This is a genomic window from Zavarzinia sp. CC-PAN008 (assembly GCF_051903925.1).
Taxonomy (GTDB): Bacteria; Pseudomonadota; Alphaproteobacteria; order Zavarziniales; family Zavarziniaceae.
The window spans coordinates 4,319,398-4,342,186 of the sequence record NZ_CP173678.1 but is presented as its reverse complement, the minus strand read 5'-3'; the positions used below and the strand labels follow the sequence as shown (position 1 = coordinate 4,342,186).

The 22,789-nt window shown below is 69.8% G+C and carries 23 protein-coding genes; 6 read left to right on the top strand and 17 right to left on the bottom strand.

The genetic code is table 11. The features are described from left to right. Nucleotide 1: 1 nt before the first annotated feature. Genes ACI6GS_RS20185 through ACI6GS_RS20175 form a run of 3 tightly spaced genes read right to left on the bottom strand, consistent with a single transcriptional unit; the run spans nt 2 to nt 3,089 of the window. Nucleotides 2–1,015, bottom strand: coding sequence for a WD40 repeat domain-containing protein (locus ACI6GS_RS20185; RefSeq protein WP_439815264.1), 1,014 nt, complete (start codon nt 1,013–1,015; stop codon nt 2–4). Between the two features lie 14 nt (nt 1,016–1,029). Continuing rightward, complete coding sequence (locus ACI6GS_RS20180) at nt 1,030–2,106, bottom strand: CobW family GTP-binding protein (protein ID WP_439815263.1); 1,077 nt, start codon at nt 2,104–2,106, stop codon at nt 1,030–1,032. Between the two features lie 8 nt (nt 2,107–2,114). Next, nucleotides 2,115–3,089, bottom strand: a complete 975-nt coding sequence (locus ACI6GS_RS20175; protein ID WP_439815262.1) for a metal ABC transporter permease — start codon at nt 3,087–3,089, stop codon at nt 2,115–2,117. Nucleotides 3,090–3,245: 156 nt separating this feature from the next. Between ACI6GS_RS20175 and ACI6GS_RS20170 the strand changes: the two genes are divergently transcribed. Together ACI6GS_RS20170 and ACI6GS_RS20165 are read left to right on the top strand one after the other, a co-directional pair. Continuing rightward, entirely contained in the window at nt 3,246–3,554 is a 309-nt protein-coding gene (locus ACI6GS_RS20170; protein WP_439815261.1) for a cupin, read from the top strand. A 377-nt stretch (nt 3,555–3,931) separates the two neighbouring features. Beyond that, a complete protein-coding gene (locus tag ACI6GS_RS20165) occupies nt 3,932–4,378 on the top strand; it encodes a hypothetical protein (RefSeq protein WP_439815260.1) in 447 nt (148 codons plus the stop codon). 6 nt (nt 4,379–4,384) lie between these two features. Here the strand turns inward: ACI6GS_RS20165 and ACI6GS_RS20160 are convergent, their stop codons facing one another. Next, complete coding sequence (locus tag ACI6GS_RS20160; RefSeq protein WP_439815259.1) at nt 4,385–5,293, bottom strand: TraB/GumN family protein; 909 nt, start codon at nt 5,291–5,293, stop codon at nt 4,385–4,387. A 20-nt stretch (nt 5,294–5,313) separates the two neighbouring features. Next, entirely contained in the window at nt 5,314–6,240 is a 927-nt protein-coding gene (locus ACI6GS_RS20155; RefSeq protein WP_439815258.1) for a TraB/GumN family protein, read from the bottom strand. 137 nt (nt 6,241–6,377) lie between these two features. On the opposite strand from ACI6GS_RS20155, the gene ACI6GS_RS20150 reads away from it, so the two are divergent. Together ACI6GS_RS20150 and ACI6GS_RS20145 are read left to right on the top strand one after the other, a co-directional pair. Continuing rightward, complete coding sequence (locus ACI6GS_RS20150; protein WP_439815257.1) at nt 6,378–7,406, top strand: lysylphosphatidylglycerol synthase domain-containing protein; 1,029 nt, start codon at nt 6,378–6,380, stop codon at nt 7,404–7,406. Beyond that, on the top strand, nt 7,403–8,065 hold the full coding sequence (locus ACI6GS_RS20145; protein WP_439815256.1) for a CDP-alcohol phosphatidyltransferase family protein: 663 nt from the start codon (nt 7,403–7,405) through the stop codon (nt 8,063–8,065). Before ACI6GS_RS20150 ends, ACI6GS_RS20145 begins: the two co-directional genes overlap by 4 nt. Nucleotides 8,066–8,068: 3 nt before the next feature. On the opposite strand, the gene ACI6GS_RS20140 is transcribed toward ACI6GS_RS20145, so the two are convergent. The 6 genes from ACI6GS_RS20140 to ACI6GS_RS20115 form a co-directional block, all read right to left on the bottom strand. Then, the gene (locus ACI6GS_RS20140) at nt 8,069–8,845 is read right to left on the bottom strand and encodes an esterase/lipase family protein (protein ID WP_439815255.1); all 777 of its coding nucleotides are present in this window, start codon (nt 8,843–8,845) and stop codon (nt 8,069–8,071) included. Nucleotides 8,846–8,871: 26 nt separating this feature from the next. Further along, entirely contained in the window at nt 8,872–9,192 is a 321-nt protein-coding gene (locus tag ACI6GS_RS20135; RefSeq protein WP_439815254.1) for a 2Fe-2S iron-sulfur cluster-binding protein, read from the bottom strand. 31 nt (nt 9,193–9,223) lie between these two features. Then, nucleotides 9,224–10,525, bottom strand: a complete 1,302-nt coding sequence (gene glnT, locus ACI6GS_RS20130) for a type III glutamate--ammonia ligase (RefSeq protein ID WP_439815253.1) — start codon at nt 10,523–10,525, stop codon at nt 9,224–9,226. Nucleotides 10,526–10,723: 198 nt separating this feature from the next. Beyond that, nucleotides 10,724–12,040: an FMN-binding glutamate synthase family protein gene (locus ACI6GS_RS20125; protein ID WP_439815252.1), complete on the bottom strand. Its 1,317-nt coding sequence runs from the start codon at nt 12,038–12,040 to the stop codon at nt 10,724–10,726. Further along, complete coding sequence (locus ACI6GS_RS20120) at nt 12,040–12,723, bottom strand: protein glxC (RefSeq protein WP_439815251.1); 684 nt, start codon at nt 12,721–12,723, stop codon at nt 12,040–12,042. Before ACI6GS_RS20120 ends, ACI6GS_RS20125 begins: the two co-directional genes overlap by 1 nt. Beyond that, nucleotides 12,720–13,622 (bottom strand): class II glutamine amidotransferase, encoded by a 903-nt coding sequence (locus ACI6GS_RS20115; protein ID WP_439815250.1) that lies wholly within the window; start codon nt 13,620–13,622, stop codon nt 12,720–12,722. Before ACI6GS_RS20115 ends, ACI6GS_RS20120 begins: the two co-directional genes overlap by 4 nt. A 114-nt stretch (nt 13,623–13,736) precedes the next feature. Here ACI6GS_RS20115 and ACI6GS_RS20110 point away from each other — a divergent pair, with 114 nt between their 5' ends. After that, nucleotides 13,737–14,645, top strand: a complete 909-nt coding sequence (locus tag ACI6GS_RS20110; protein WP_439815249.1) for a hypothetical protein — start codon at nt 13,737–13,739, stop codon at nt 14,643–14,645. A 218-nt stretch (nt 14,646–14,863) separates the two neighbouring features. Continuing rightward, nucleotides 14,864–15,541: a TetR family transcriptional regulator gene (locus ACI6GS_RS20105; protein ID WP_439815248.1), complete on the top strand. Its 678-nt coding sequence runs from the start codon at nt 14,864–14,866 to the stop codon at nt 15,539–15,541. Here the strand turns inward: ACI6GS_RS20105 and ACI6GS_RS20100 are convergent. The 6 genes from ACI6GS_RS20100 to creD form a co-directional block, all read right to left on the bottom strand. Next, nucleotides 15,516–16,745 carry a hypothetical protein gene (locus tag ACI6GS_RS20100; protein ID WP_439815247.1) on the bottom strand — a complete coding sequence of 410 codons (1,230 nt, stop codon included), beginning with the start codon at nt 16,743–16,745 and terminating at the stop codon, nt 15,516–15,518. The genes ACI6GS_RS20105 and ACI6GS_RS20100 overlap by 26 nt on opposite strands. 12 nt (nt 16,746–16,757) lie before the next feature. Further along, the gene (locus ACI6GS_RS20095) at nt 16,758–17,507 is read right to left on the bottom strand and encodes an SDR family oxidoreductase (protein ID WP_439815246.1); all 750 of its coding nucleotides are present in this window, start codon (nt 17,505–17,507) and stop codon (nt 16,758–16,760) included. Between the two features lie 7 nt (nt 17,508–17,514). Next, entirely contained in the window at nt 17,515–18,849 is a 1,335-nt protein-coding gene (locus ACI6GS_RS20090) for an FAD-binding protein (protein WP_439815245.1), read from the bottom strand. 13 nt (nt 18,850–18,862) lie between these two features. Then, nucleotides 18,863–20,314 carry a UbiA family prenyltransferase gene (locus ACI6GS_RS20085; RefSeq protein ID WP_439815244.1) on the bottom strand — a complete coding sequence of 484 codons (1,452 nt, stop codon included), beginning with the start codon at nt 20,312–20,314 and terminating at the stop codon, nt 18,863–18,865. Between the two features lie 65 nt (nt 20,315–20,379). After that, nucleotides 20,380–21,243, bottom strand: coding sequence for a crotonase/enoyl-CoA hydratase family protein (locus tag ACI6GS_RS20080; protein WP_439815243.1), 864 nt, complete (start codon nt 21,241–21,243; stop codon nt 20,380–20,382). Nucleotides 21,244–21,335: 92 nt separating this feature from the next. Then, nucleotides 21,336–22,784, bottom strand: a complete 1,449-nt coding sequence (creD, locus tag ACI6GS_RS20075) for a cell envelope integrity protein CreD (protein ID WP_439815242.1) — start codon at nt 22,782–22,784, stop codon at nt 21,336–21,338. Between the last annotated feature and the right edge of the window lie 5 nt (nt 22,785–22,789).

Here is a 22,789-nt window from a genome sequence, read left to right as displayed (position 1 = left end):
GTCAGCCCGCGGCCAGGTCCAGGATCAGCACCTCGCCCGCCTCGCTCACCGCCGCCATGGCGCCGCCATCGGGACGCCAGGCCAGCGCGACAGGGCGGCCGTCCAGCCGGTTGACCATCGACAGGCGCTGCTGGTCGGTGCGGCCAGCGGCGATCGTCCCGTCCTCGAACGCGACCGTGGCCAGTGGCAGGAGGGGGTGGCACGCCACCTCCACGATCAGGCCATGGTCCCCGGCCTCCAGCTCGCGCGGCGGGCGGCCTTGCGGCCCCTTCCCGGAGAAGTCCCACAGCGTCAGGATCGAGGCGCCGCTGCAGGCCAGGAAGCGGCCGTCCGCGGTCCAGGACAGCGAGCGGGTCGAGCCGGCATAGCCGCTCATGCGGAAGTCCTTGCCCTCCGGCAGGCGCCAGCCGTGCAGCTCGTTCTCCTGGGTTGCGCTGACGACATAGGTGCCGTCAGGGCTCCAGGTCGCGGCGATGTGCGAGCCCTTCCACTTCAGGCCCAGCGGGGTGCCGGACAGGCCACCCGCCCACCACAGGCTCAGGCCACCATAATGGGCCGCGGCCAGGCGCTTGCCCTTGGCGTTGATGGCCAGCGCCGTGACGGTGCTGGGGTGGGCCGCACTTTCGGCGCCGAAGCCTTGGTCCGCGACCAGGCGCACCGTCTTGCCCGTCGCGGCGACGCGGCCGCCGGCGGGATGCGTGGCCAACGCCCCGATCCAGGTCCGTTTGGCCTCCCCCACGACCTGGGGCGCAGCGCCGGGGCGGACCAGCATGACGCGCCCATCGTCACCGCCCGTCAGCAGGCCGTCGCGGCTGCTGTCCGGGGCCAGGGCCAGGATGGCGCCGGCATGCTCCACCGCAGCGACCTCCCCCTCCGGCCCGATCAGGCGCAGGGTGCCGTCGCTGAGCGCGACGCCCGCGACCGAGCCATCGCGCGTCCAGGCCAGGCCCGAGATCTCGCCATTGTAGGTGTAGCGGCGGACCGCCTGGTCCTGCGCTTCTGCAACCGTCGACATAAAGGCCTTCCCGCTCAGGCCGTGCAGGCGGCAAAGCCCGCCCGCAAGGCCGCCTCGTCCAGCTTGCGTCCAATCAGGACCATGCGACTGATGCGGGGGCCGGTGCCCCAGGGGCGCACGTACTCGCCCTCGGTCATCATGTGCACGCCCTGGAAGACGAACTGCTGGTCCTGCCCGGTAAAGGACAGGATGCCCTTGCTGCGCAGGATGTCCTGCCCCTGCTCGCGCAGTAGCGTGCTGATCCACTGGTTGAAGCGGCCTTCCGACAATGGCGCCTCGGTCGAGAGGGAGACGCTGGTCACGTCGTCGGCATGACGCTTGTGCTGGTGGTGATGGTGGCTGGGGTGGTCGCAGTCGTCGCCGCTGTGGTCATGGTCGTGGTGATCGTGATCGTGGGCATGGCTGGGATGGTCGCAATCGTCGCCGGTATGGTGATGATGCTCGGCCTGGGCCTTCAGGAATTCCGGATCCAGGGACAGGATGCGATCCAGGTCAAAGGCGCCGCGGTCCCACAACTCGTCCACCGGCACGTTCGAGCGCTCGGCCCGGCGAATGGTGGCATAGGCGTTGATCTCGCGGATGCGGCGCTCGACCTCGGCCAATTCGGCGGGGCTGACCAGGTCGGTCTTGTTGAGGACGAGGTAGTCGGCGAAGGCGATCTGCTCCTCCGCCTCGCGCGTGTCTGCCAGCCGCTGCAGGACATGGCGGGCGTCGACCACGGTCACGATCGAGTCCAGGCGGGCCCGGCGTGCCACCTCCGCATCGGCGAAGAAGGTCTGGGCCACGGGGGCGGGGTCGGCCAGGCCCGTCGTCTCGACCAGGATCGCGTCAAAGCGGCCGGTGCGCTTCATCAGGCCGCCCAGGATGCGGATCAGGTCGCCGCGCACGGTGCAGCAGATGCACCCGTTGTTCATCTCGAACACTTCCTCGTCCGAATCCACGACGAGGTCGTTGTCGATGCCGATCTCGCCGAACTCGTTCACGATCACGGCGAAGCGGCGGCCGTGCGGTTCGGTCAGGATGCGGTTGAGAAGGGTTGTCTTGCCGGCGCCAAGATAGCCGGTCAGCACCGTTACCGGCACTTTGTCCATGGGGTTCCTCACGCTTCCAGATGGCGCCGGGGCAGGACCTGGGCGAGCAGGCCCTGACGCGTCCCGGCGACGATGGAGAAGAGATAGGCGATGCCCGCCGTCATGACGATGGCCGGGCCCGAGGGCAGGCTGAGATAGTAGGAGGCGAGCAGGCCGACCAGGGCGCTGACCGCTGCGATCGCCGATGCCAGGGCGGCCATGGTCCAGACTTCGTCCGTCCACAGCCGGGCGGAGGCCGCGGGCAGCATCATCAGGCCGACCGACAGCAGCGTGCCCAGTGCCTGGAACCCGGCGACCAGGTTCAGCACGACCAGGCACAGGAAGACGGCATGGGCGATGGAACCGCCACCGCCCACCGCGCGCAGGAACCCGGGATCGAAGCACTCGACCACCAGCGGCCGCCAGAGCACGGCCAGCACCACCAGCGTCAGGGTGGTCGTGCCGGCGACCTGCAGCAGTCCGGCATCGTCGACACCCAGGATCGAGCCGAACAGGATGTGCAGCAGGTCGACATTGCTGCCCTTGAGCGAGACCAGGCCGACCCCCAGCGACAATGACAGCAGGTAGAAGCCAGCGAAGCTCGCGTCCTCGCGCAGGCGGGTTGTGCGGGTCACGGCACCCGACAGCAGGGCAACGGACAGTCCGGCGATCAGCCCGCCCAGGCTCATCGCCCAGAAGGACAGGCCGGCGAGCAGGAAGCCGACCGCGGCACCCGGCAGCACGGCGTGGCTCATGGCGTCGCCCATCAGGCTCATGCGACGCAGCACCAGGAATGCGCCGAGCGGCCCCGCACCCAGGGCCAGGGCCAGGCACGCGACCAGGGCGCGCCGCATGAAGCCGAATTCGGCCACCGGGCCCAGCAGCGCCTCGCCCCCGCCGAACCACGCCCAGGCGACGCCCAGCCAGACAAGGGCGGCCAGCGCCAGCGCGATCCCCAGCCGCGGCAGCCACCCGATCGCCAATGCGCTTTGCCCGAAGCTCACGCCGTCATCCAATCTGCCGCAGTGCCACGCCGGGCCATCGGTTCCGGCGAAAACGCGCAGTCTAATGCAGCCTAGCCGGGGCGGGTGCAAGCGCCTTGCCCGACCGTGGTCCCGAACCCTGGCGACAGGACGCGGATCAGCCCGCATAATCCGGCCATGTGCACGCCAAGCGACCTCAGCTCCGCCATCCCCACGACCCGGGTCAGCGAACCGCATGTGCGGGTCACGGAATGGCGGTTTCCACCCGGCAGCGCCACCGGCCACCACCGCCACGACTTCGACTACGTGGTCGTGCCCCTGACTGCGGGCGAGCTCACCATCGTCGACGCGACCGGCACCGCGACCCGGCCGATCTCTCCCCAGGTGCCCTATTCGCGGGCGGCAGGGGTGGAGCACGACGTCCAGAACCGCACAGCTGCGGAGGTGATCTTCGTCGAGATCGAGTTCATGGACCGGCCAGGCTGATCCATCGGGCCGGACAAGTCTTTGATCCGAATGAAGAACCTGGATCGATGACGGGCGGCGCGACCTGCGTCACGCCGCCACGCCATGATTTCGCCTCATTCGGCGGTCAGCATGGGCATCGACTCCTAATGCCCTCCTGGCCCCGCTTTCGAGCGGGGCCTCTTTTTTGGGCGCACGCCAGGGTGCGCCCCGCCTCAAGGATCCGGCCCCGCGCGATGCGCTGCGGCCGGCATGCAGGCGCAGTGTTACTACGCCGCGGCGGGCGGAATCCTTCGCATGGCCGGCAACTTTTTTGTGGCCACGGCCCGATTGCGCGCCGCACCGGTATCGTGCAGGGCGCCGACTCGTCTAGACTCGCGCGTCAGGAGGCGCAGTCCATGTCCAACGCCGCAGAAAACGATCGCCCGCTCGTCCGCCAACTGACCTCGCCCGTGCAGGAATCGCGCTACATGGAATCGGCCAGCGCGTTCGCGGACAGCCTGCAGTCCTATGGCGAGCGCGCCGGGTCCTTCGTCCTGGCCGCGAAGCTGGTGGACAAGGCCGAAGCCCAGGTCTGGGCCAAGCGGCGCGAGATGCAGCGCGTGCTGGAAGGCATCGACCAGATGCTGGACCAGCGCCGCCCGATCGGGCCCACCAATCTCAGCCTGCTCAACGTCGTGACAGACGAATTGCAGGCCGCGTTGGAGGGCCTGGACGCCACGCGCTCACGCGCCGACGACCTGCGCTCCGAACTGCTTGACCTGCTCTCGCACCAGAAAAGCGCGCTGGAAACCTTTGCCGCCTCGGCCGAGGGCAAGGTCGTGCGCCTCGACGCCAAGTCCTGAGGGCGGTCAGAACGCCTTCGTCACCGTCCAGCCGGCGCGCTCCAGCAGGGCAAGTATGCCGTCGTCGCCCGGCATGTGGGCAGCCCCCACGGCGACAAAGGCCTGGCCCTTCTCCAGGTAGGGGGTCATGCGCTCGACCATGCGCACGTTGCGATCGACCAGCAGCGCCTTTTGCAGGTGCGCGTCCAGCGCGGGGTCGACCTCGTCGCTGATCTCGCGCGAGAGGCGATAGATGCCCGCCAAGTCGCCCTTGGTATAGAGGTTCAGCATTTCCTCATAGGCGCTGCCCATCTCCTGCTGGCGCTCGACGGAGGCGCGGATCCATTCGATCTTCATCGCCTCCGGAATCTCGGCAAAGGCGGCGATCTGTTCCTGCGCCGTCTCCAGGGCGTGGATCGACTTGCCCTCGGCCCGCTGTTCCAGGTCAAGGTCGAGCGGCTTGGCCCCGGTGCGCATCAGGGCGATCTCGCTCGGCGGCAGGGACAGCATGGCGATCACGCCCGTCGGCGACAGCCGGTCGATCATCACGCTGGGCAGGCCATAGGTCTGCAGCACCGCACGCGTCTGCTGGTACAGTTCGGGGCCCAGGACATTGTCCAGCGTGCGGCCGTCCAGCATCACCATGAAGCCGATCATCGCGGTCATGCCCATGTCCGCCGCGCGCAGTTCCAGGAGCAGCGTGCGCGTCGCCTTGAACGCCTTGTCGATGGGGGCGGGCAGGGTCGTCACGCGCGGATCGGCGGAATGCATGGTGCCGAACAGATAGCTGGGGGGCGCGTCGCCTCGCTGCACCTGCCATAGCCGGCCCTGGCCGTGGACAAGGTCGTCCTGCCGGGCCTGTGCCGGGACCAGCATCAGCAGCGCCGCCGCCAGCGGCAGGAACGCGCGCAGCAGCGTCATGGGCAGTCTTGGCATGGGATCCTTCGGGCGGCGGGTCAGTCGGCGCGGGTGACGGTCCAGCCCGCCGTCCGCAATCGGGCCAGGATGCCGTCCTGTCCCAACAGATGGGCACCGCCCACCACAATGAAAGCCTCGCCCTCGCGCAGGACAGGCTCCATGGCGGCGGCCATGCGCGCATTGCGCTGCGCCAGCAGCCGCCGGACGAAGGCGGCATAGGCCTTTTCATGGCCGGAACGGGCCGCCATCTTGGCATCGCGCTGCAGCGAGCGGCCCAGCTGCTGCCCGCGCCACAGTGCCTCGGCGTCCGCCAAGCCCTGATCCGGTGGCCACTGCGCCAGGGCCAGGTCGATCAGGGCCCGCTGCTGCGCGATAGGCCAGGCGGGCTCGTCGGCCGTCTGCTCCTTGAGCGTTTCGAGCTGGGTGAAGGGCAGCTGGCGCGCGCGGACATCGCCCAGGATGAGCTCGTCCAGCGTCGGCCGGCCCTCGACCAGGGCGCGATAATCGTCGATCGACTGGGTCAGCAGGAAGAACAGCATCATCGGCCGCATCCGGGCGACCTGCTCCGCACCGATCTCGTACATCTGCAGCACGGACTGGACCTGATCGAAGCGGTCCGGCCCCAGCAATTCGCGCGTCACGGGCCAGGGCAGGTACCACATGTGCGTCACCAGCCCGTCCGCCGGATGGTCGGCGCGCTGTTCGAACGCGGCACGCCGCGCGCCGGCCAGGGCCTGCTGCGCCGCCTGGGGCAGCCCCTCGATCGCGGTGATGGTGCTGACATGGGCGCCGCCCAGGATATGGCTGGCGGCGGTTCCGGGGCGTTCGATCCGCCACAGCATGCCCTGGTCGAAGGCATGGGGCGGGACGTGCTCCGGCTCGGCCAAGGCAGCCGTCGGCAGGACCAGCAGGACGACCAGCATCGCGATGGACCGGACGAAGCAGGACCCGAAGGCGACGGACATGTGACGAAAGTGCAGCGACACGGTATTGAATGTCCGGTATGCGACGATCAGCTTACGAATTCATGACACCTTGACGGGTCAGCTGCTAGGTTCGCGGTCGTAATGCGCATCACTTTCATCCGGGAAAAGTTGGATCCATGCGCTGGTTGAGTGTCGTGGCGGGCCTGGCGGGCCTTGGCCTTGCGGGCGTGCTGCTGGTCGACCTGGGCATCGGGCAGGTCCTGGGTGTGATGGGCACCCTTGGCATAGTCGGTTTTCTGGCCCTGGTCTGCTACTGGCCCGTGACGGCCGGGTTGTGCGCGCTGGCCTGGCGCGGCTCCGCCAGCGCAGTCTGGCACGGCTCGCCCCGAACCTTCTTCACTGCACGCTGGGTTCGCGATTCGATCAATACCCTGCTGCCGGTCGCCGGGATCGGCGGCACGCTGATCGGCGCGCGCCTGATTTCGCAGGCGGGCGCCGGGCCGGCCACCTCGCTTGCGTCGTCGGTCGTCGACATGACAATCGAGGCGCTGGCCCAGCTGGCCTTCACGCTGCTGGGCCTGGCCCTGCTGATGTCGATCGCCGACAATGACGAGATCACCAACTGGGTGCTGGGCGGCATGGTCGGCAGCGGCCTTGGCCTGGCCGTGTTCGTCCTGCTCCAGCGGTCCCGCGTGATGCACAAGCTGGAGGCCGAACTGGGTGCCCTGGCCAGCCGCTGGAATCCTGCCTGGGGCGGCTCGCTGGCGGGTCTGGCGGCGGCGATGCATGCGATCTGGCGCAATCCGGGCGCCGTCAGCCGTGGCGGCGCGCTGCACATGCTGGCCTGGATCGCCGGTGCCGGCGAGTTGTGGATCGCCTTGCAGTTCATGGGCGTGCCGCTTGGCTTTGCCGAGTGCCTGGTGCTGGAGGCCGTGGGCCAGGCAGTCCGCAGCGCCGCCTTCGCCGTTCCCGGTGGCCTGGGCGTGCAGGAAGGGGGCTTCGTCGTGTTGGGCGCGATGCTGGGCCTGCCGGCCGAGCAGGCGCTGGCTCTGTCGCTGCTGCGCCGCCTGCGCCAGGTGGCGGTGTACCTGCCTGGCCTTGTCCTGTGGCAGGTACTGGAGGCGCGGCGTCCGCTGCCGCCCCCGACCCCGCTTGCGGCGGAGCCCGAACTGCCGCCCGCCACGGCGGTCGAGGTGTCACGGTGAGCAGCACCACGCCGGCCCGGCCGGTGAACCGCTCCTGGACCCGCCGCCTGGCGCGCGCGGCGGTGCGGCCCTTGCTGGGCAGCGGCGTCACGCCCAACCACATCACCTTTGTCCGGCTGGCGACGGCGGTCGCGTCGCTGACGCTGCTGGCGCTGGGGGAGGGCTGGTCAACCTGGGCGGGGGCCGGCTTCTGGCTGGTGTCCGCGTTCCTGGACCGGTGCGACGGCGAGTTCGCGCGGATGAGCGGGCTGTCCAGCCGTTTTGGCCACATGCTGGACTACTGGGGCGACGTCCTGACCAACGCGCTGTTCTTCCTGGCCATGGGGATCTCGCTGCGGGAGGAGGAGTTTCCCGTGCTCGGCACGTGGGGCTGGCTGCTGACGGGCTTTGTCGCCACGCTGGCGGTCGGCGCCTCTGGCGTCCTGGCCGATCGCTTCGAGCGCCGCCTGCCGCCGGGGAAGAAGGTGTTCGACGGGGCGCTGGGCTTTGACTTCGACGACGTGCTCTACCTGTTCGCGGCGGTGCCGCTGGTCGGCCTCGCCCCGTTCGTGGTCGTGGGTGCCGCACTGGGGGCACCCTTGTATGCCGCGTGGATGGTGCAGAAGGCACGCAGCTTTGACCGACGCGCGGCCGATCGGGCATCGCAGAGCTTTGCGTGACGGTCAGGCCGTGCCGTCCTCCACCCGCGTCAGCAGCAGGTAGGACCAGGGCCCGGGTTGCCAGGCCTGCCATCCCGACTCGGCCTGGGCCAGGCGGTCGGCGATGACGGCGATCGCGCCGGGGTTGGTCGTCAGGGCATGATGGCTTGAGACGACGGCGATCGTCTGCCGCTGGGCGCCCGGGTCCTCGATGCAGGCCTGCCAGGGGACCATCCCGTCGGTCCGGCTCAGGATCGCGGTCAGCGGCACCGGCGGGGGGCGCGAGCGGTCGGCCAGGAAGCCGAGAAGTTCCTGCGCGTGCAGCGGCGACAGCATGAAGTACATGGGCGAGATCATCGTCGAGCGCGCGTCCCGGAACGGCGCGCCCAGCGTGATGACCTGGCGCACGCGGTCGGGCAGGCGCCGCGCCACCTCACGCGCCGCGATGCCGCCCAGGCTCGAGCCGATCAGGCTGACGGTGCGGCCGTGCAGCGCCACCAGTTCCTCCACCCGGGCGCCGATGCGCGCGATCAGCGGCATGACCGGGCCCAGGGTGCGCCCCTCGCCCAGGCCATAGGCGGCATAGCCCAGCCGGTCCAGCAGGGTGCGCATGACCAGGGTGCTCGAATCGTCGGCCAGGAAGCCGGGCAGGACCAGCACCGGATGGCCGTCGCCCCGGGGTGCCTGGGCCAGGACCATGGCCAGGCCGGGCAGGGCCAGGGCCACCTCGAACAATGCGCGCCCTTCGAGCAGGGTCCAGAACGGATCGGGCCGGCCGATCTGGGGGACGAGGGACGACATGACCGGAACCTCGGGACGGGAAGCCTTCAGTCAGGGGGGGCGACGGTCAATGTCAGGCCGTCGAGTGTGGCATCCAGCGAAACCTGGCATGAGAGCCGCGACCCCGGGCGGTGATGGTCGGTCGAGGAGACCAGCGCCAGTTCGCCACCCGTCGCCGGACCCACCCGCGCCGACCAGTCCGGGTCGATCCAGACATGGCAGGTGGCGCAGGCCATGGCCCCGCCGCACACGGCCTCCACATCCAGGTCGTTATCCTTCAGCACCTCCATCAGGGTCAGGTGCAGGGGGGCCTCGACCGCCACCTGCTCGCCCGCCCTGTCGGTGACCATGATCGTGATGCGCGCCATGGCTGGATCCTAGCACGCAGGCGGCGTGCTCTCAGCAGTCGAGCGTGTGGTCGCGCTCCCACTGCGTCAGGTGCCGGCAATAGTCGTTCCACTCAGCGTGCTTCAGCTTGAGGTAGCCGGTCGTGAACTCGGGGCCAAGCGCTGCCCCCAGCGCCTTGTCCGCCTCGAACGCGCGAAGGCTGTCGAGCAGGTTGAGCGGCAGCTTGCGCGCGTTCTTCACGGTGTGGCCCAGGGCGTACATGTCGATGTCCAGGCGCTTGCCCGGATCGCGCCTGGCCTCGATCCCGTCCAGCCCCGCCGCCAGCAGGGCTGCCTGGAGCAGGTAGGGGTTCGCGGCCCCATCGGCCAGGCGGACCTCGAACCGGTCGTCCTCGGGGATGCGGACCATGTGGGTGCGGTTGTTGCCGGTATAGGTGATCGTGTTGGGCGACCAGGTGGCGCCCGACAGGGTCACGGGGGCGTTGATCCGCTTGTAGGAATTCACGGTCGGGTTGGTGATCGCGGTCAGGCCGGGGGCGTGGTGCAGGATGCCGCCCAGGAAGTTGTAGGCCAGCGGCGACAGGCCCAGTTCGCCGCCCGCATCCTTGAAGACGTTGGTCTTGCCCGCCGTGTCCCAGAGCGAGACGTGAACGTGGCAGCCGCTGCCGGTCAAGTTGGGAAAGGGCTTTGGCATGAAGGTGGCGCGCAGGCCGTGACGTTCGGCCACCTGACGCACCATGTACTTGAAGAAGACGTGGCGGTCGGCAGTGACGAGTGCGTCGTCATAGGTCCAGTTCATTTCGAACTGGCCGTTGCCGTCCTCGTGATCGTTCTGGTACGGCCCCCAGCCGAGCGCCAGCATGGCGTCGCAGATTTCCTTGATCACCGGGTAGCGGCGCATCAGCGCCATCTGGTCGTAGCAGGGCTTGGCCTGGGCATCCTTGTCGTCGGCAATCGTGCTGCCGTCGGCGCTGATCAGGAAGTATTCGGCCTCCACTCCCGTCTTCAGGCGGTAGCCAAGCGCCGCGGCGCGCTCCACCTGCCGCTTCAGGATAAGGCGCGGCGCCTGCTCGACTGGCTTTCCGTTCATCCACAGGTCCGCGGCCAGCCAGCCCACCTCCTTCTGCCAGGGCAGTTGGACCAGGGTCGCGGGGTCGGGCTTCGCGAACAGGTCGGCAAAGGCCGGGGTCATGTCCAGGTGCGTGGCGAACCCGGCAAAGCCCGCCCCGTCGCGCTGCATCGCGCCGATGGCGGCGGCTGGCACCAGCTTGGAGCGCATGACCCCGAACAGGTCCGTGTACGCGATCAGGAAGTACTCGATCCCGCGTTCCTTCGCGGCCGTGCTCAGGTCCATGTGCTCCCCTCTTGTCGTGCGTCTTCAGGCGCCTGCGTCGTGGCCGGCTTCAACATCCTTCGAGACGGCCTGCGGCCTCCTCAGGATGACGCCTGATGGAGAAACCCAAACAAAAACAACGGCGTCATGCTGAGGAGGGCCCGCAGGGCCCGTCTCGAAGCATCCGGCGCAACAGCTCCGCCCATCCCCCGTCCCCCCTCAGAACTTGCCGGGGATCCAGTTCGTACCGGCCAGCGGCACCTGGGCCATCGCGGCGGCTTCGACCGTCAGGGCGGCCAGGTCCTCCGGCTCCAGGTTGTGGAGGTGCGACTTGCCGCAGGCGCGCGCCAGGGTCTGCGCCTCCAGCACCATGGTCGAGATGTAGTTGCGCACCCGCCGGGCGCCTTCGGCCGGATCGAGCCGAGCCTCAAGCTCCGGCACCTGGGTGGTCACGCCGACCGGACAGCGGCCGGTATGGCAATGGTGGCAGTAGCCGGGCGCCGTGCCGAGCGCGCGATAGTCCTCCTCGTGCACGGGCGCGTTGCAGCCCAGCGCGATCAGGGCTGCGGTGCCGATGGCGACGGCGTCGGCCCCCAGAGCCAGGGCCTTGGCCAGGTCGGCGCCGGAGCGGATCCCGCCGGAGACGACCAGCTGCACCTTGCGATGCATGCCCAGGTCCTGCAGCGCCTGCACCGCCTGGCGCACGGCGGGCAGGGTCGGGATGCCGACATGCTCGATGAAGACGTCCTGCGTCGCCGCCGTGCCGCCCTGCATGCCGTCCAGCACGATGACGTCGGCACCCGCCTTCACCGCCAGGGGGATGTCGTACTGCGGCCGGCTGGCCCCCACCTTGACGTAGATCGGTGTCTTCCAGTCGGTGATCTCGCGCAGTTCCTCGATCTTGATCTCCAGGTCGTCGGGCCCGGTCCAGTCGGGATGGCGGCAGGCGCTGCGCTGGTCGATGCCGGCGGGCAGGGTGCGCATGGCGGCGACGCGGGGGTTGATCTTGAGGCCCAGCAGCATGCCGCCGCCGCCGGGCTTGGCCCCTTGGCCGATCACCACCTCGATCGCATCCGCCCGGCGCAGGTCGTCGGGATTGAGGCCGTAGCGCGACGGCAGGACCTGGTAGACGAGCGACTTCGACGCGCGGCGCTCCTCATCCGTCATGCCGCCGTCGCCGGTCGTGGTCGAGGTGCCGAGGGCGGTTGCGGCCGACCCCAGCGCCTCCTTGGCGTGCGTGCCCAGCGCCCCGAAACTCATGCCCGCGATCGTCACCGGAATGTCGAGGTGCAGCGGCCGCTCGGCAAAGCGGCTGCCGAGGACGACGTCGGTCGCACAGCGCTCGCGATAGCCTTCGAGCGGGTAGCGCGAGACCGACGCGCCGAGGAAGACGAGGTCGTCGAAGCTGGGCAGGCGGCGCTTGGCGCCGAAGCCGCGGATCTCGTACAGGCCCTGGTCGGCGGCGCGCTGGATCTCGGCAATGGTCTCAGGCGGGAAGCTTGCGGAACCGCGCAGGGAGCGGGGATCGAAACTCATCAATACGTCCCCGCATGGTCGACGTGGAAGTTGTAGAGCTTGCGCGCCGAGCCGTACTTGCGGAAGGACCGCGGGTCGCGCTCGATCCCGGCGCGGGCCAGCAGGTCGCCGACGATCCGGGCATCGTCCTCGGTGAAGGGCTTTTCCTCGCAATCGGCACCCAGCGAGGCGACGGTGCCGGCGACATAGAGCGTCGCCTCGTAGATCGAGGAGCCGAGGTCGGGGCCGGCATTGCCGCACACGACCAGGTGGCCGGCCTGCGCCATGAAGGCACTCATGTGCCCGACCGAGCCGCCGACCACGATGTCGACCCCCTTCATCGAGATGCCGCAGCGCGACGACGCATCGCCCTCGATCACGACAAGGCCGCCATGGCCCGACGCTCCGGCCGCCTGGGAGGCATTGCCGGTCACGCGCACGGTGCCGGACATGATGTTTTCGGCAAGCCCCGTGCCGGCATGGCCGTGCACCACGACCTCTGCCGCCTTGTTCATTCCGGCGCAGTAATAGCCGACATGGCCCATCACCTCGACCCGGACCGGTACGGTCAGGCCACAGGCAACCGAATGGGCGCCGCGCGGATTCAGCACGCGCCAGGCCCGTTCGTTCGTGTCGGGCGGCAAAGCGTGCAGGCGGCGGTTCAGGTCGCGCAGCGTGCCCGCGGCCAGGTCGACCTCGATCACGCTGCCGCCCCCCAGGTGTAGAGGGTTGCGGGCTTGGGCTCCCAGATCGCCGCGTCGTCGGCGCCGGGCAGGCCGGCAATCGCGCGGTACTCCGACGCCATGGCGACCCAGTCGTCCGTCTCCGCCAGGACGGCGGGCTTGCACGCCACGGGATCGCGCAGAACGGCAAAGCCGTCCCGGGTGCCGATGGCGAAGGTGTAGAAGCCATCCAGCGTCGTCAGGCAGCGCTCCAGCGTCTGCTCCAGGCTGTCCCCCTGCGCCAGGCGCCAGGCGACGAAGCCGGCCGCCACTTCCGTGTCGTTGTCGGTCTGGAAGGCGATCCCTTCCCGCCGCAAGTCCTGGCGCAGGCGGTTGTGGTTCGAGAGCGAGCCGTTGTGCACCAGGCAGATGTCGGAGCCGGTGGAGAAGGGGTGGCTGTGTTCGGTCGTGATCGCACTTTCAGTCGCCATGCGGGTATGGCCGATGGCGTGGCTGCCGGCGATGCCGGACAGGCCGAAGCGCTCCGCCACCTCTTCCGGCCGGCCCATCGCCTTGTAGATCTCGATGGCGCGGCCATGACTCATCACCTTGAGGTCGGGGCGCGCGGCACCCAGCCAGTCGCGCGCCGCCTGGGCGGGACCGTCGAGGGTGAGGACCGCGTGATTCGCGCGGCGCTTGACCTCGACATGGCAGGACAGGGCGTGACCCAGGCGCATCGCCAGCGCCGCCCAGTCCTCCCCCACCTCATGGCTGAGGATCGTGAGCTTGACGTGCCCCTCCGCCAGGGGGTCGCGATAGACGGCGATCCCGGCGCTGTCGGGACCGCGGGCGGCCATTTCTCCCAGCATGGGTGACAGGAGCCGCCCCAGTTCTGGCTTGAGGGCGGGATTCTTGAGATACAGGCCAACGATTCCACACATGCGGGGGACGCTCTCCGGGGGCGCTCTCTGGCGTCTTGCTGCGTGCAGTGCAGCATGGATCTGGGACCGGGAAACCCGGCGGGTGCAAAACCCTGCTTTGAGGAAGGATAAAGCGTGGACGCCATCGAAGTCTTCGGACGCGTGATCGGCGCCTTTTATGTCGTTGCCGGGGGCGTGGTGCTGCGCCTGGCACCAGGCAACCACACGATGGACGCGATGCTGGAAGCCTTGTCCGGGAAGCCCGACGGGGTGGAACGGCGACGCACCTGGATCCTGGAACGGGTGGCGATCCTGACCATGTTGGGCGGCATCGCGCTGGCCTTCCTCAGTCGCTGGGCGCTGGTCCTGTTCGCGCTGAACATCATCGCCCAGATCGCCTACCTGGCCTGGGCCGCAAAGGCGCTTCCGCCCGAAAGTGCGGAGGAGGCGCGGGGGCGCAACCAGACGCGCAACGCCCTGGTCGTCTACATGGTCGCCTTCGTCCTGGTCCTGGCATTGGACGGGCAGGGGCGCCTGCTGCCCTGGAGCGCGTCCGGGCCGCTGGCCGCCATGGTGCTGGTGCTGGCGGGCGCCACCGCGTTCCTGTGGTGGGCGCGGCGGGGTGCGGCCGGGCTGCCCCGGCTGCCGTTCGATCCCGCGACCATCGACCAGGAGGTGGCCCGCGTGCCGGACCTGGGGCCATACACGCCGCCGGCGCGGGTCCGCCTGTCACCCCGGCGCTTCGACCATTCCCTGTACGATGCGGACAACGGGGACGGCGTGCCGCTGAACCGGCTGGACCTGGAGCCGGAGTTGCTGAACCGCCTGTATCACTTCGAGGACGCCTACGAGATCTTCTACGACGACGAGGCGGAGGTGCTGGACGCCCTGGTCTTTCCCGATGAAGCCACGCGCGACGACTGGCTGGCGGAGGGCGACGCCCTGGCGGTCGCGCTCGAAGGTGTCTTCGGTCCCGGCAATGCCAGCTTCGTGCCGCCGGCGGCGACACGCATCGCGCCGGTGCCCGATATCCCGCCGCCCTGACCGGGCGCGGGCGGCGGGTGCCAGATATGCGCATCCTTCCCTTGCGTCAGGCGCGCGCGGGCGGTCCCATGACCGACAGTGCCGGATCCGACCCGGAATCAGAAGCAGACCAGGACCCGCTTGCCCGTGCCAGCCAGACGACCCGTGACCATGCTTTGCCCGCACGACAGCCGCCCGTCCCCGTGCTTCCGCCGCGTGGCGCGCGACCGGGGGTGCGCGTGACCGTGGACGTGGCGACGGTCGAGGCGCCGCGCCCCCTGTCGCGGCGCGAGGGCAACAAGCTGCAGAAGCAGGCGGCCCTGTTCGATGCCGCCATGGTCCTGTTCGCGCAGCGCTCGTTTGAAGCCGTCAGCGTGGACGAGATCTGTGCCGCCGCAGGGATCGGCCGGGCGACATTCTTCCGCCTGTTCGGGCACAAGGCGGGTCTGCTGGAGGAACTGCACCGCCGGGTCGCGCTGGCCGTCGACGAGCAGGTGGCGGAGGCGGATGCCCGAGGCCTGGCGGCCCTGCGCCTGACCGGGGCGGTCATGGCGGAGCGCTGGACCGAGAACGAGACGATCATGCACGACATCGTTGCGGAATACGTCCGCAACCTGGACGCCGTGCACGATGTGGGCGAGGTCAAGATCGACGCCAGCCACCATGGCAGCCGCGCCATGGTGCGCCAGGTCGCGCGCTATATCCGCCAGGGGCAGGAGGCGGGCGACATCCGCACCGACCTGGAGCCGACCTTTGCCGCGATCCTGTTCATGTCGCAGGTCGGCATGGTCCTGACCCTGTGGGCGTCGGGCCGGCAGGAGCCAGCGGGCGCAGAGGAGCCAGCCGACCGCGGCGCGGACCTGAAACTGAAGCTCGACCAGGCGCTTTCGATCATGCTGCGTGGCTTGAGCCTGTAGTGCCGTCAGGGCGTCGCAGCCGGGCGCGCCAGAAGAATGCTGCGTTGATGCAGGCCAGCGGGATGACTGGCAAAAGATAGCTGACGCCGTCCCAGGCGCGCAGATCGCCCCGGCGCCGTGCCAGTTCCATCAGCGTGAGCGTCAGCAGCGGCGTCACAAGGCACAAGAAGGCGGCCGTCCGCATCTCCAGCCGGCCGCGCCGCAGCAGGATGCAGGCGCCCAGGGCGACAGCCAGGGCAAGGCCCGCGGCATAGGGCCGGGTGGCCCCCAGGATGCGTTCACTCTTGACGATCAGGTGGAAGGGGGTGAAACCGGCGGGATCCCAGGCATGGATCAGCACGCCGGGCACCAGGGCCACCAGCGTCGCCACCGCGAGGAACGCCAGGCCGCCCCGCGGCCAAGTGAAACCCACGAACAGGCCGAACATCGCGCCCAGGGGCAGGAAGTTCAGCCGCGAACTGGCGCACAGTCCGCAGAATACCGCCAGCTCCAGCAGCGGCATCCAGCGATGCGCGCGGGCCACGTCCGGCAGCAGCAGCGCCAGCAGCGCGAAGCCGCAGCCCAGCAGGATCAGGTCGGTGCCGGCGATCATCAGCTCCCAGTTGGCGGCGCTGGACAACAGAAGCAGCAGGAAGACGCCCGGAACCTGCCAGTCGCCGGTGCGGGCCCGCAGGGTCGCCGCGACGGCGGCAAGTGCTGTCACCGCCCCCAGGGCATAGAGGTTCAGCATCACGAAGGGCGCATAGAGGGCGAACATGCCCGGCAGCGGGCTGCACGGATTGTCCAGGTAGGTCCGTTCACCATAGGGCGGCAGCCCGCGCAACAGGCGTTCCACGCCGGCGATCACGCAGTCGTCCTGGTCCGAGCCGCGGCCCTGCAGCTTCAATGCGTCGGCCACGGGATAAAGGACCAGGGCGACGGTTCCGGCCAGGCAGAGCAGGGCAAGCGTCGGCCACGGACTGGCCACCATCCTGGAGAAGGTCGCGGGTGGCCGGCGGCGCAGCAGCATCCAGGCAATGCCACCGCACGCCAGGACGAAGCCTGCCGCCAGTACGCCGCCAGGGCCGATCCAGGCATGCTTCGCTACGAAGCGCGCCGTGGGCAGGTACAGGACCAGCAGGGACAGCGCGAGCAGCGCCGCTTCCCAGCCGGCGGCCGGTGCGATTGGCGTGGTGCGGGACGTGGGAGCCCTGGCTGCAGTCAACGCTGCATGTCCCTAAAGCCTTGTCCGCTTGAAGATCGGCTCCGGGATCGCGCGGATGACCAGCATGACCAGGCGCCAGATGCCACGACTGTAGACCACACTCCTGCGGCGGGTCGTGGCAGCGAACACCGCGCGGGCGACCTCCGCCGGCTCGGCGGTCAAGGCGCGCGGCAGCGTAAGGTGCGCCGTCATGCGGGTGCGGACGAAGCCGGGCTTGATGGTGACGACATGCACGCCATGGCGGGCACAGCGCTGGCGCAGGCCGGACAGGAACGCGCTGAACCCTGCCTTGGCCGCGCCATAGATGGCGTTGGAGGCACGGCCGCGGTCGCCGGCGACGGAGGAGAGGCCGATGATCGTGCCGCTGCCCCGCGCCACCATCCGCTCCGCCAGCAGGCCCAGGATCAGGGCCGGCCCCTCAAGGTTCGTGCGCAGGACCTGGGCGGCGTGCGCGGGGTCGCGTTCGGCCAACGCCTGGTCGCCCAGCAGGCCAACGGCGCAAAGGACCGCATCGGGAAGGGCGGGCAGCGCGTCGAGGAAGGAAGCGAACCCGTCCGTGTCGAGCACGTCGAAGGAATGGCTGCTCGCGGCCATGCCGGTCCGCGTTGCAATGTCCGCGGCCTCCCGCGACAGGGCGTCGGCATCGCGGCCGGCCAGCTGCACGCGCCAGCCCTGGCCTGCGAACACGACGGCGCAGGCCCGGCCGATGTCCGAGGTGCCACCCAGGACGAGCAGGACGGGGGCGGAATCGGCGGCCATCATCGCACCTTCATAGACCAAGCCGCTCTGCCAGGCGCGAGCGCAGGTGCCGGTCAGGATCGACCGCGCGACGCAGGTCGCGAAACTGGCCCAGGTCCGGATAACCCGCCTCGAACGTCGCGCGCGCCTGGACGGCGTCCTTGGCCAGGTACAGGCGTCCGCCGCCGGTGATCACAAGCGCGTCGAGCGCGCTCAGGAACGCGGGCAGGCCGGCGCGGACGGGAAAGTCCAAGGCGAGGGTGTAGCCTTCGCGCGCGAAGGACAGGGGCCCGGCGCCGGGCCCAAGCTTCTTGAGCACGGCCAGGAACGAGGCATCGTCCCAGGTCGCGACCCGGTCCAGCAGCGCGGCCAGGACCGCCGGCGCGGTCGCGGTCGGGATCACGCACTGGTGCTGGACGAAGCCGTGCCGCCCGTACAGCCGGTTCCACGCGCCGATGGCATCAAGCGGAAAGAAGAAGCGGCCCAGCGGGACCAGCGCCGTGCGGCCACTTCGGCGAACGCCCTGCCCGTAATGGACCTGGTTGAAGGCCGCGACGGTCCAGCGGTTGAGGGCGAAGGAAGGCACGTCCAGCGGCAGGGACAGGCGGGGCGCTCGCAAGGGGGGAAAAGCCTCGCGCCCGGCCGCGGCGACCTCGGCCGCGCTGGCGTGCTCGCCCGTCATCACCAGGGCGCGGCCCAGGTGCTGCCCCCGCGCCAGGCCGTCGACCCAGGCAACGGCGTAGGTGGCCGCCGCGGTCGCGTCCAGGACGGCAAGTGTCGCGGCCAGATCCGGCGCGGCCACCGTCGCCTGCCGGATCCAGCCGCTTTCGATCCGGCGCAGGCGCAAGGTGGCCTCCAGGATCGTGCCCGTCAGTCCCATGCCGCCCAGGGTCGCGGCGAACAGGTCCCCGTGCCTGTCCCGCGACAGGCGCAGGACCTGCCCCCCGGGGGTCGCCAGGACCAGGTCCAGGACATGAGCGCCAAAGCTGCCGTCGCGGTGATGGTTCTTGCCGTGCACGTCGGCCGCGATCGCCCCGCCCACGGTCACGAAGCGCGTGCCCGGCAGGACGGCGGGGAGATAGCCGCGCGGGGCGAAGGCCTTCAGGATGTCGTCCAGAAGGACGCCGGCCTCAACCACCAGGTGGCCGGTTGCGGGGTCGAAGGACCGCATCCGGTCCAGGTGGCGGACATCCAGCGTATGCTGCGTGCCGATCGCGGCATCGCCATAGGCGCGGCCATTGCCGCGTGCGATCAGGCCCGCGTGCGCTGTCGTCGCGCGTGCCGCCGCGGCCATGTCGTGCACCGCGACCAGGGTGCTGGCATGAACGGGATGGCGGCCCCAGCCCGCCAGCTGGACAATGGTCACGGCGCGAGGTCCGTCATTGGGCCGCCAGCAGGATCGCGCCGACCGCGCCTGCGACGATCCAGCTGACGCGGTCGCGCAGTGCAAAGAGCAGCGGGTCGTCGTCGACCACACGGCGCTGCACCAGCACCAGGATGCGCGCGATCCAATAGATCAACACCGGGCAGGCCAGCCACAGCACCTGCGGCTGCGCGTAGAGCTGCCGCACGGTGTCGGAGGAGATGTAGAGGGTGAACACGGTCACCGCGTTGAACCCGGCCGCCGCCGCCAGGGCCGCGATCATCGGCAGGTCGCCCTTCCGGTAGTCGCGATTGGCCGGGTCCGCGGCACCGCTGTCCTGCAGCCCCGCCAGTTCGGCATGGCGCTTTGTCAGGGCAAGGCTGGTGAAGATCAGCAGGGAAAATGCCAGCAGCCATTCCGACACGACGACCTGGATGGCCGCGGCCCCCCCGATCACGCGCAGGGTGTAGAGCAGGGCCAGGGCGACCGCGTCCAGCATCAGCACACGCTTCAGCAGGACCGTATAGGCCACAGCCAGTCCGACATAGGCAGCCAGCGCGGCGCAGAACCACAGGCCCAGGGGGACGGCGCACAGGGCGGCGCAAAGCAGCAGCAGGGGGACGGCGGCGATGGCGCTCCGGATTGGAAGCGTGCCGGCGGCCAGGGGGCGGCGGCGCTTGACCGGATGGCGCCGGTCGGCACCCAGGTCGACCAGGTCGTTGACCAGGTAGATGGCGGAGGCGGCGGCCGAGAAGGCGAGGAACGCCGTGACCGCCTCGACCAGGGCGGCCAGGGTGAACTGCTGCGCCGTCACCAGGGCGACGAAGACCAGCAGGTTCTTGGCCCATTGGTGCGCGCGCAAGGCGTGCAGCCAGTGGCCCAGGCGGCCGGGGGCGGCGGGCAGGATCTGTGCCTGCGGGTCGAGGGCCAGCAGCCGCCGGCGCACGCCGGCCGCCGGTTCGACCGCGACGCGGCGCCGCGCGACGGCCCACACGGCCAGGTCTGCGGCATCGTTGCCGACATAGTCGAAGCCGCCCCGGCCGAACTGGTCGACCAGGCGCGCCGCCTTGGCTGGGCCGCGCAGGTTCCCTGTGGCGTCGGAGGCCAGCCAGCCGTCGAACAGTCCCAGATGGCGGGCTACCGCCTCCACCTGCCGGGCACTGGCGGCCGAGGCAAGGTGGACCGGTCGTCCCGCAGCGCGGGCCGTCTCGATCAGGGTGATGACGCGCGGGTCATAGGGCAGCGCCGCCGGGTCGAGCGTGACCTGTGCCGCCAGATGGTGCTTCAGGGCGGCCCTGCCACCCGTACTGGCCGCCAGGACGCGGGCCAGGCCCTGCGGTCGCCCACCCAGATGGGCAAAGGCGGATTCGACCAGCAGGTCACTGCGCACCAGCGTGCCGTCCAGGTCGACGACCAGGGGCACAGGGGCGGTCGCCGTTGCCTGTTCCTGAACAGCAGACCGCTGCATGACCCCCAGCCGGTTTGACCGGCCCGGGCCCGCCCCATGCGGATCCCGGGCCGACGCGCTTCAGCCTACGAGAACTTGCGCTCTTCCCACCACGGGAAGAAGGCCGGCATGTCGCGCGCCGCGGAGAGGGTGAAATTGGGGGGACGCTTCTCGAGGAAGGAGGTGACGCCTTCCTTGGCGTCGGCGCCCTTGCCCGTGGCCTGGACGCCGCGGCTGTCCACCTTGTGCGCCTCCATCGGGTGGTCGGCGCCCAGCATCCGCCACATCATGTGGCGCGCCAGGGCGACAGACACGGCCGACGTGTTCTCGGCAATCTCCTTGGCCAGCGCCCGGGCGGCGGGCAGCAGGTCCTCCGGCGCGTGGAGCGAGCGGACCAGGCGACCGTTCAGGGCTTCCTGCGCGTCGAACACGCGGCCCGAATAGACCCATTCCAGCGCCTGCTGGATGCCGACGATGCGCGGCAGAAACCAGCTCGACGCCGCTTCCGGCACGATCCCGCGGCGGCTGAAGACAAAGCCCATGCGCGCGGACGTCGAGGCCAGGCGGATGTCCATGGCGCAGGTCATCGTGGCGCCGATGCCGACCGCCGCCCCGTTGATCGCGGCGATCACCGGCTTCTTGCTCTCGAAGATGCGCAGAGTGAGCAAGCCGCCGCCATCGCGGTTGACCTCTTCCGCACCCACGGCGCCGCGCGCCTCGTAGTCAAAGGTCTTGCCCCCGGCGCCCAGGTCCGCACCCGCGCAGAAGGCGCGATTGCCGGAGCCGGTGACGATCACCACGCGGACATTGTCGTCGGCGTCGGCCTCGTCAAAGGCCTGGATCATCTCCTGCATCATCGTGCCGGTGAAGGCATTCATCCGGTCGGGACGATGCATCGTGATCGTCATGATGCGGTCCTCGACCGCCGTCTGGATCTCGGTATAAGCCACGCTGGTCCTCCCTTGCAGGCCCTTCGCCATCTGTGCGCAAGGGAGATACGCGGCACCGCGGGGGGCGTAAACCCCCCGCTTTGCCTACCGCGCTATCCGGCGGGTCGCTGCGCCGGCCCGACATTGTACCAGTCGATGCGCCGGGTGAACCACATCACCGCCGACAGGGCCGCGAACAGCGCGATCGACCCCACCATCAGGGCCATGCTTTCAAGCTGCAGCACCAGGTAGAGGAAGCCATAGAGCCAGGCGAGCAGGACGCCGAACAGCAGCGCATTGCCCCGCTTGCGGACCGTGGCCAGGGTATAGGTGGTGGTCTGCAGCACGACGGCGCCGGCGCTGGCCAGATAGGCCAGGCCAAAGCCCCATTGCTCGCTGAACGACAGCAGCAGCAGGTAGAAGACGCACAGCGCAAGGCCCAGCAGCCCATACTGGATGACGTGGATGCGGGCGCCCGAGACCAGCTCGAACAGGAAGTAGACGAGGAAGGTCAGGACCAGGAACAGGATGCCATACTTGGCCGAGCGTTCGACCTGCTGGTAGGGCGTCACCGTGTCGATCAGGGCAACGCCCAGGCGCGATTCGGCCATGGCCTGGGCCAGGTCGCCGGTCGCCGTCTGGTCGGTCCAGGCCTGGCCATAGCCGCGCCCGAAATACGAGACGGACCAGCGCGCGCTGAACGCCGCCTCCGTCACCTCCCGCTCCTCGGGCAGGAAGGCGCCAAAGAAGCTGGGACTGGCCCAGGGGGCCTGGACCGCGACGGTGTTCTGCTTGCCGACCGGGAGGATGCTCAGATTGTCGCTGCCGTTCAGCTCCAGGTCGAACGCGAACGGTACCTCCACCTCGCGCGCAAGCGTATCGAGCGGGGGCAGGCGTGCCTTCAGGACCGACGGGGGCAGCCCGGCCACGGCGACGGTCGCCGGCTCGAACGGGATGGCGGCATCGCCCCAGCGCAGGGCGACCGTTGCCTGGATGCTGCGCGGATCGCTGACGCCGACCAGGATGCTGGCCTCACGCCACAGGACCTCGGCCTCGGGCGGGACCACGCCGGTCAGGTCGGGCCGTGCAAACTGGCCCGCCGCCTTCAGCGAGACGGTATAGACGACGGCCTGGAACAGCCCGCGATAGAGCATCTGGGGCTTCAGCTCCGCCTTGACGTCCAGCGCCTCCGGCAGCGCATAGGCCTCGTAGCGCAGGCGTTCGACCTTGCCCTTGTCATCTTCGCGCAGGACGACATAGGGGATCGCCAGGACGGGCCCCGCCAGGCTCTGCGGCTTGCCCCACGAGGCGCCGATCTCGGCTCCCGCGTCGCGGTAGCGGTACTGCCGTTCCGAGATCACGTCCTGCACCATCAGCAGCGGCAGCAGCATGACGATGATGAGGGCGCCGATCAGGATCGCCTTGCCCGTCGTGCCGAAGCCACGGGGCAGGGCGGGCAGGCCCGCGGGGGGTGGCAGCGGCGGACGCGGCGGGCCGGGGGGTATGGCCTCCCCCGCGGCGGGACCCGGCGCGGGACCTGTGGGTTCGGTAGAATCGGTCATGTCTG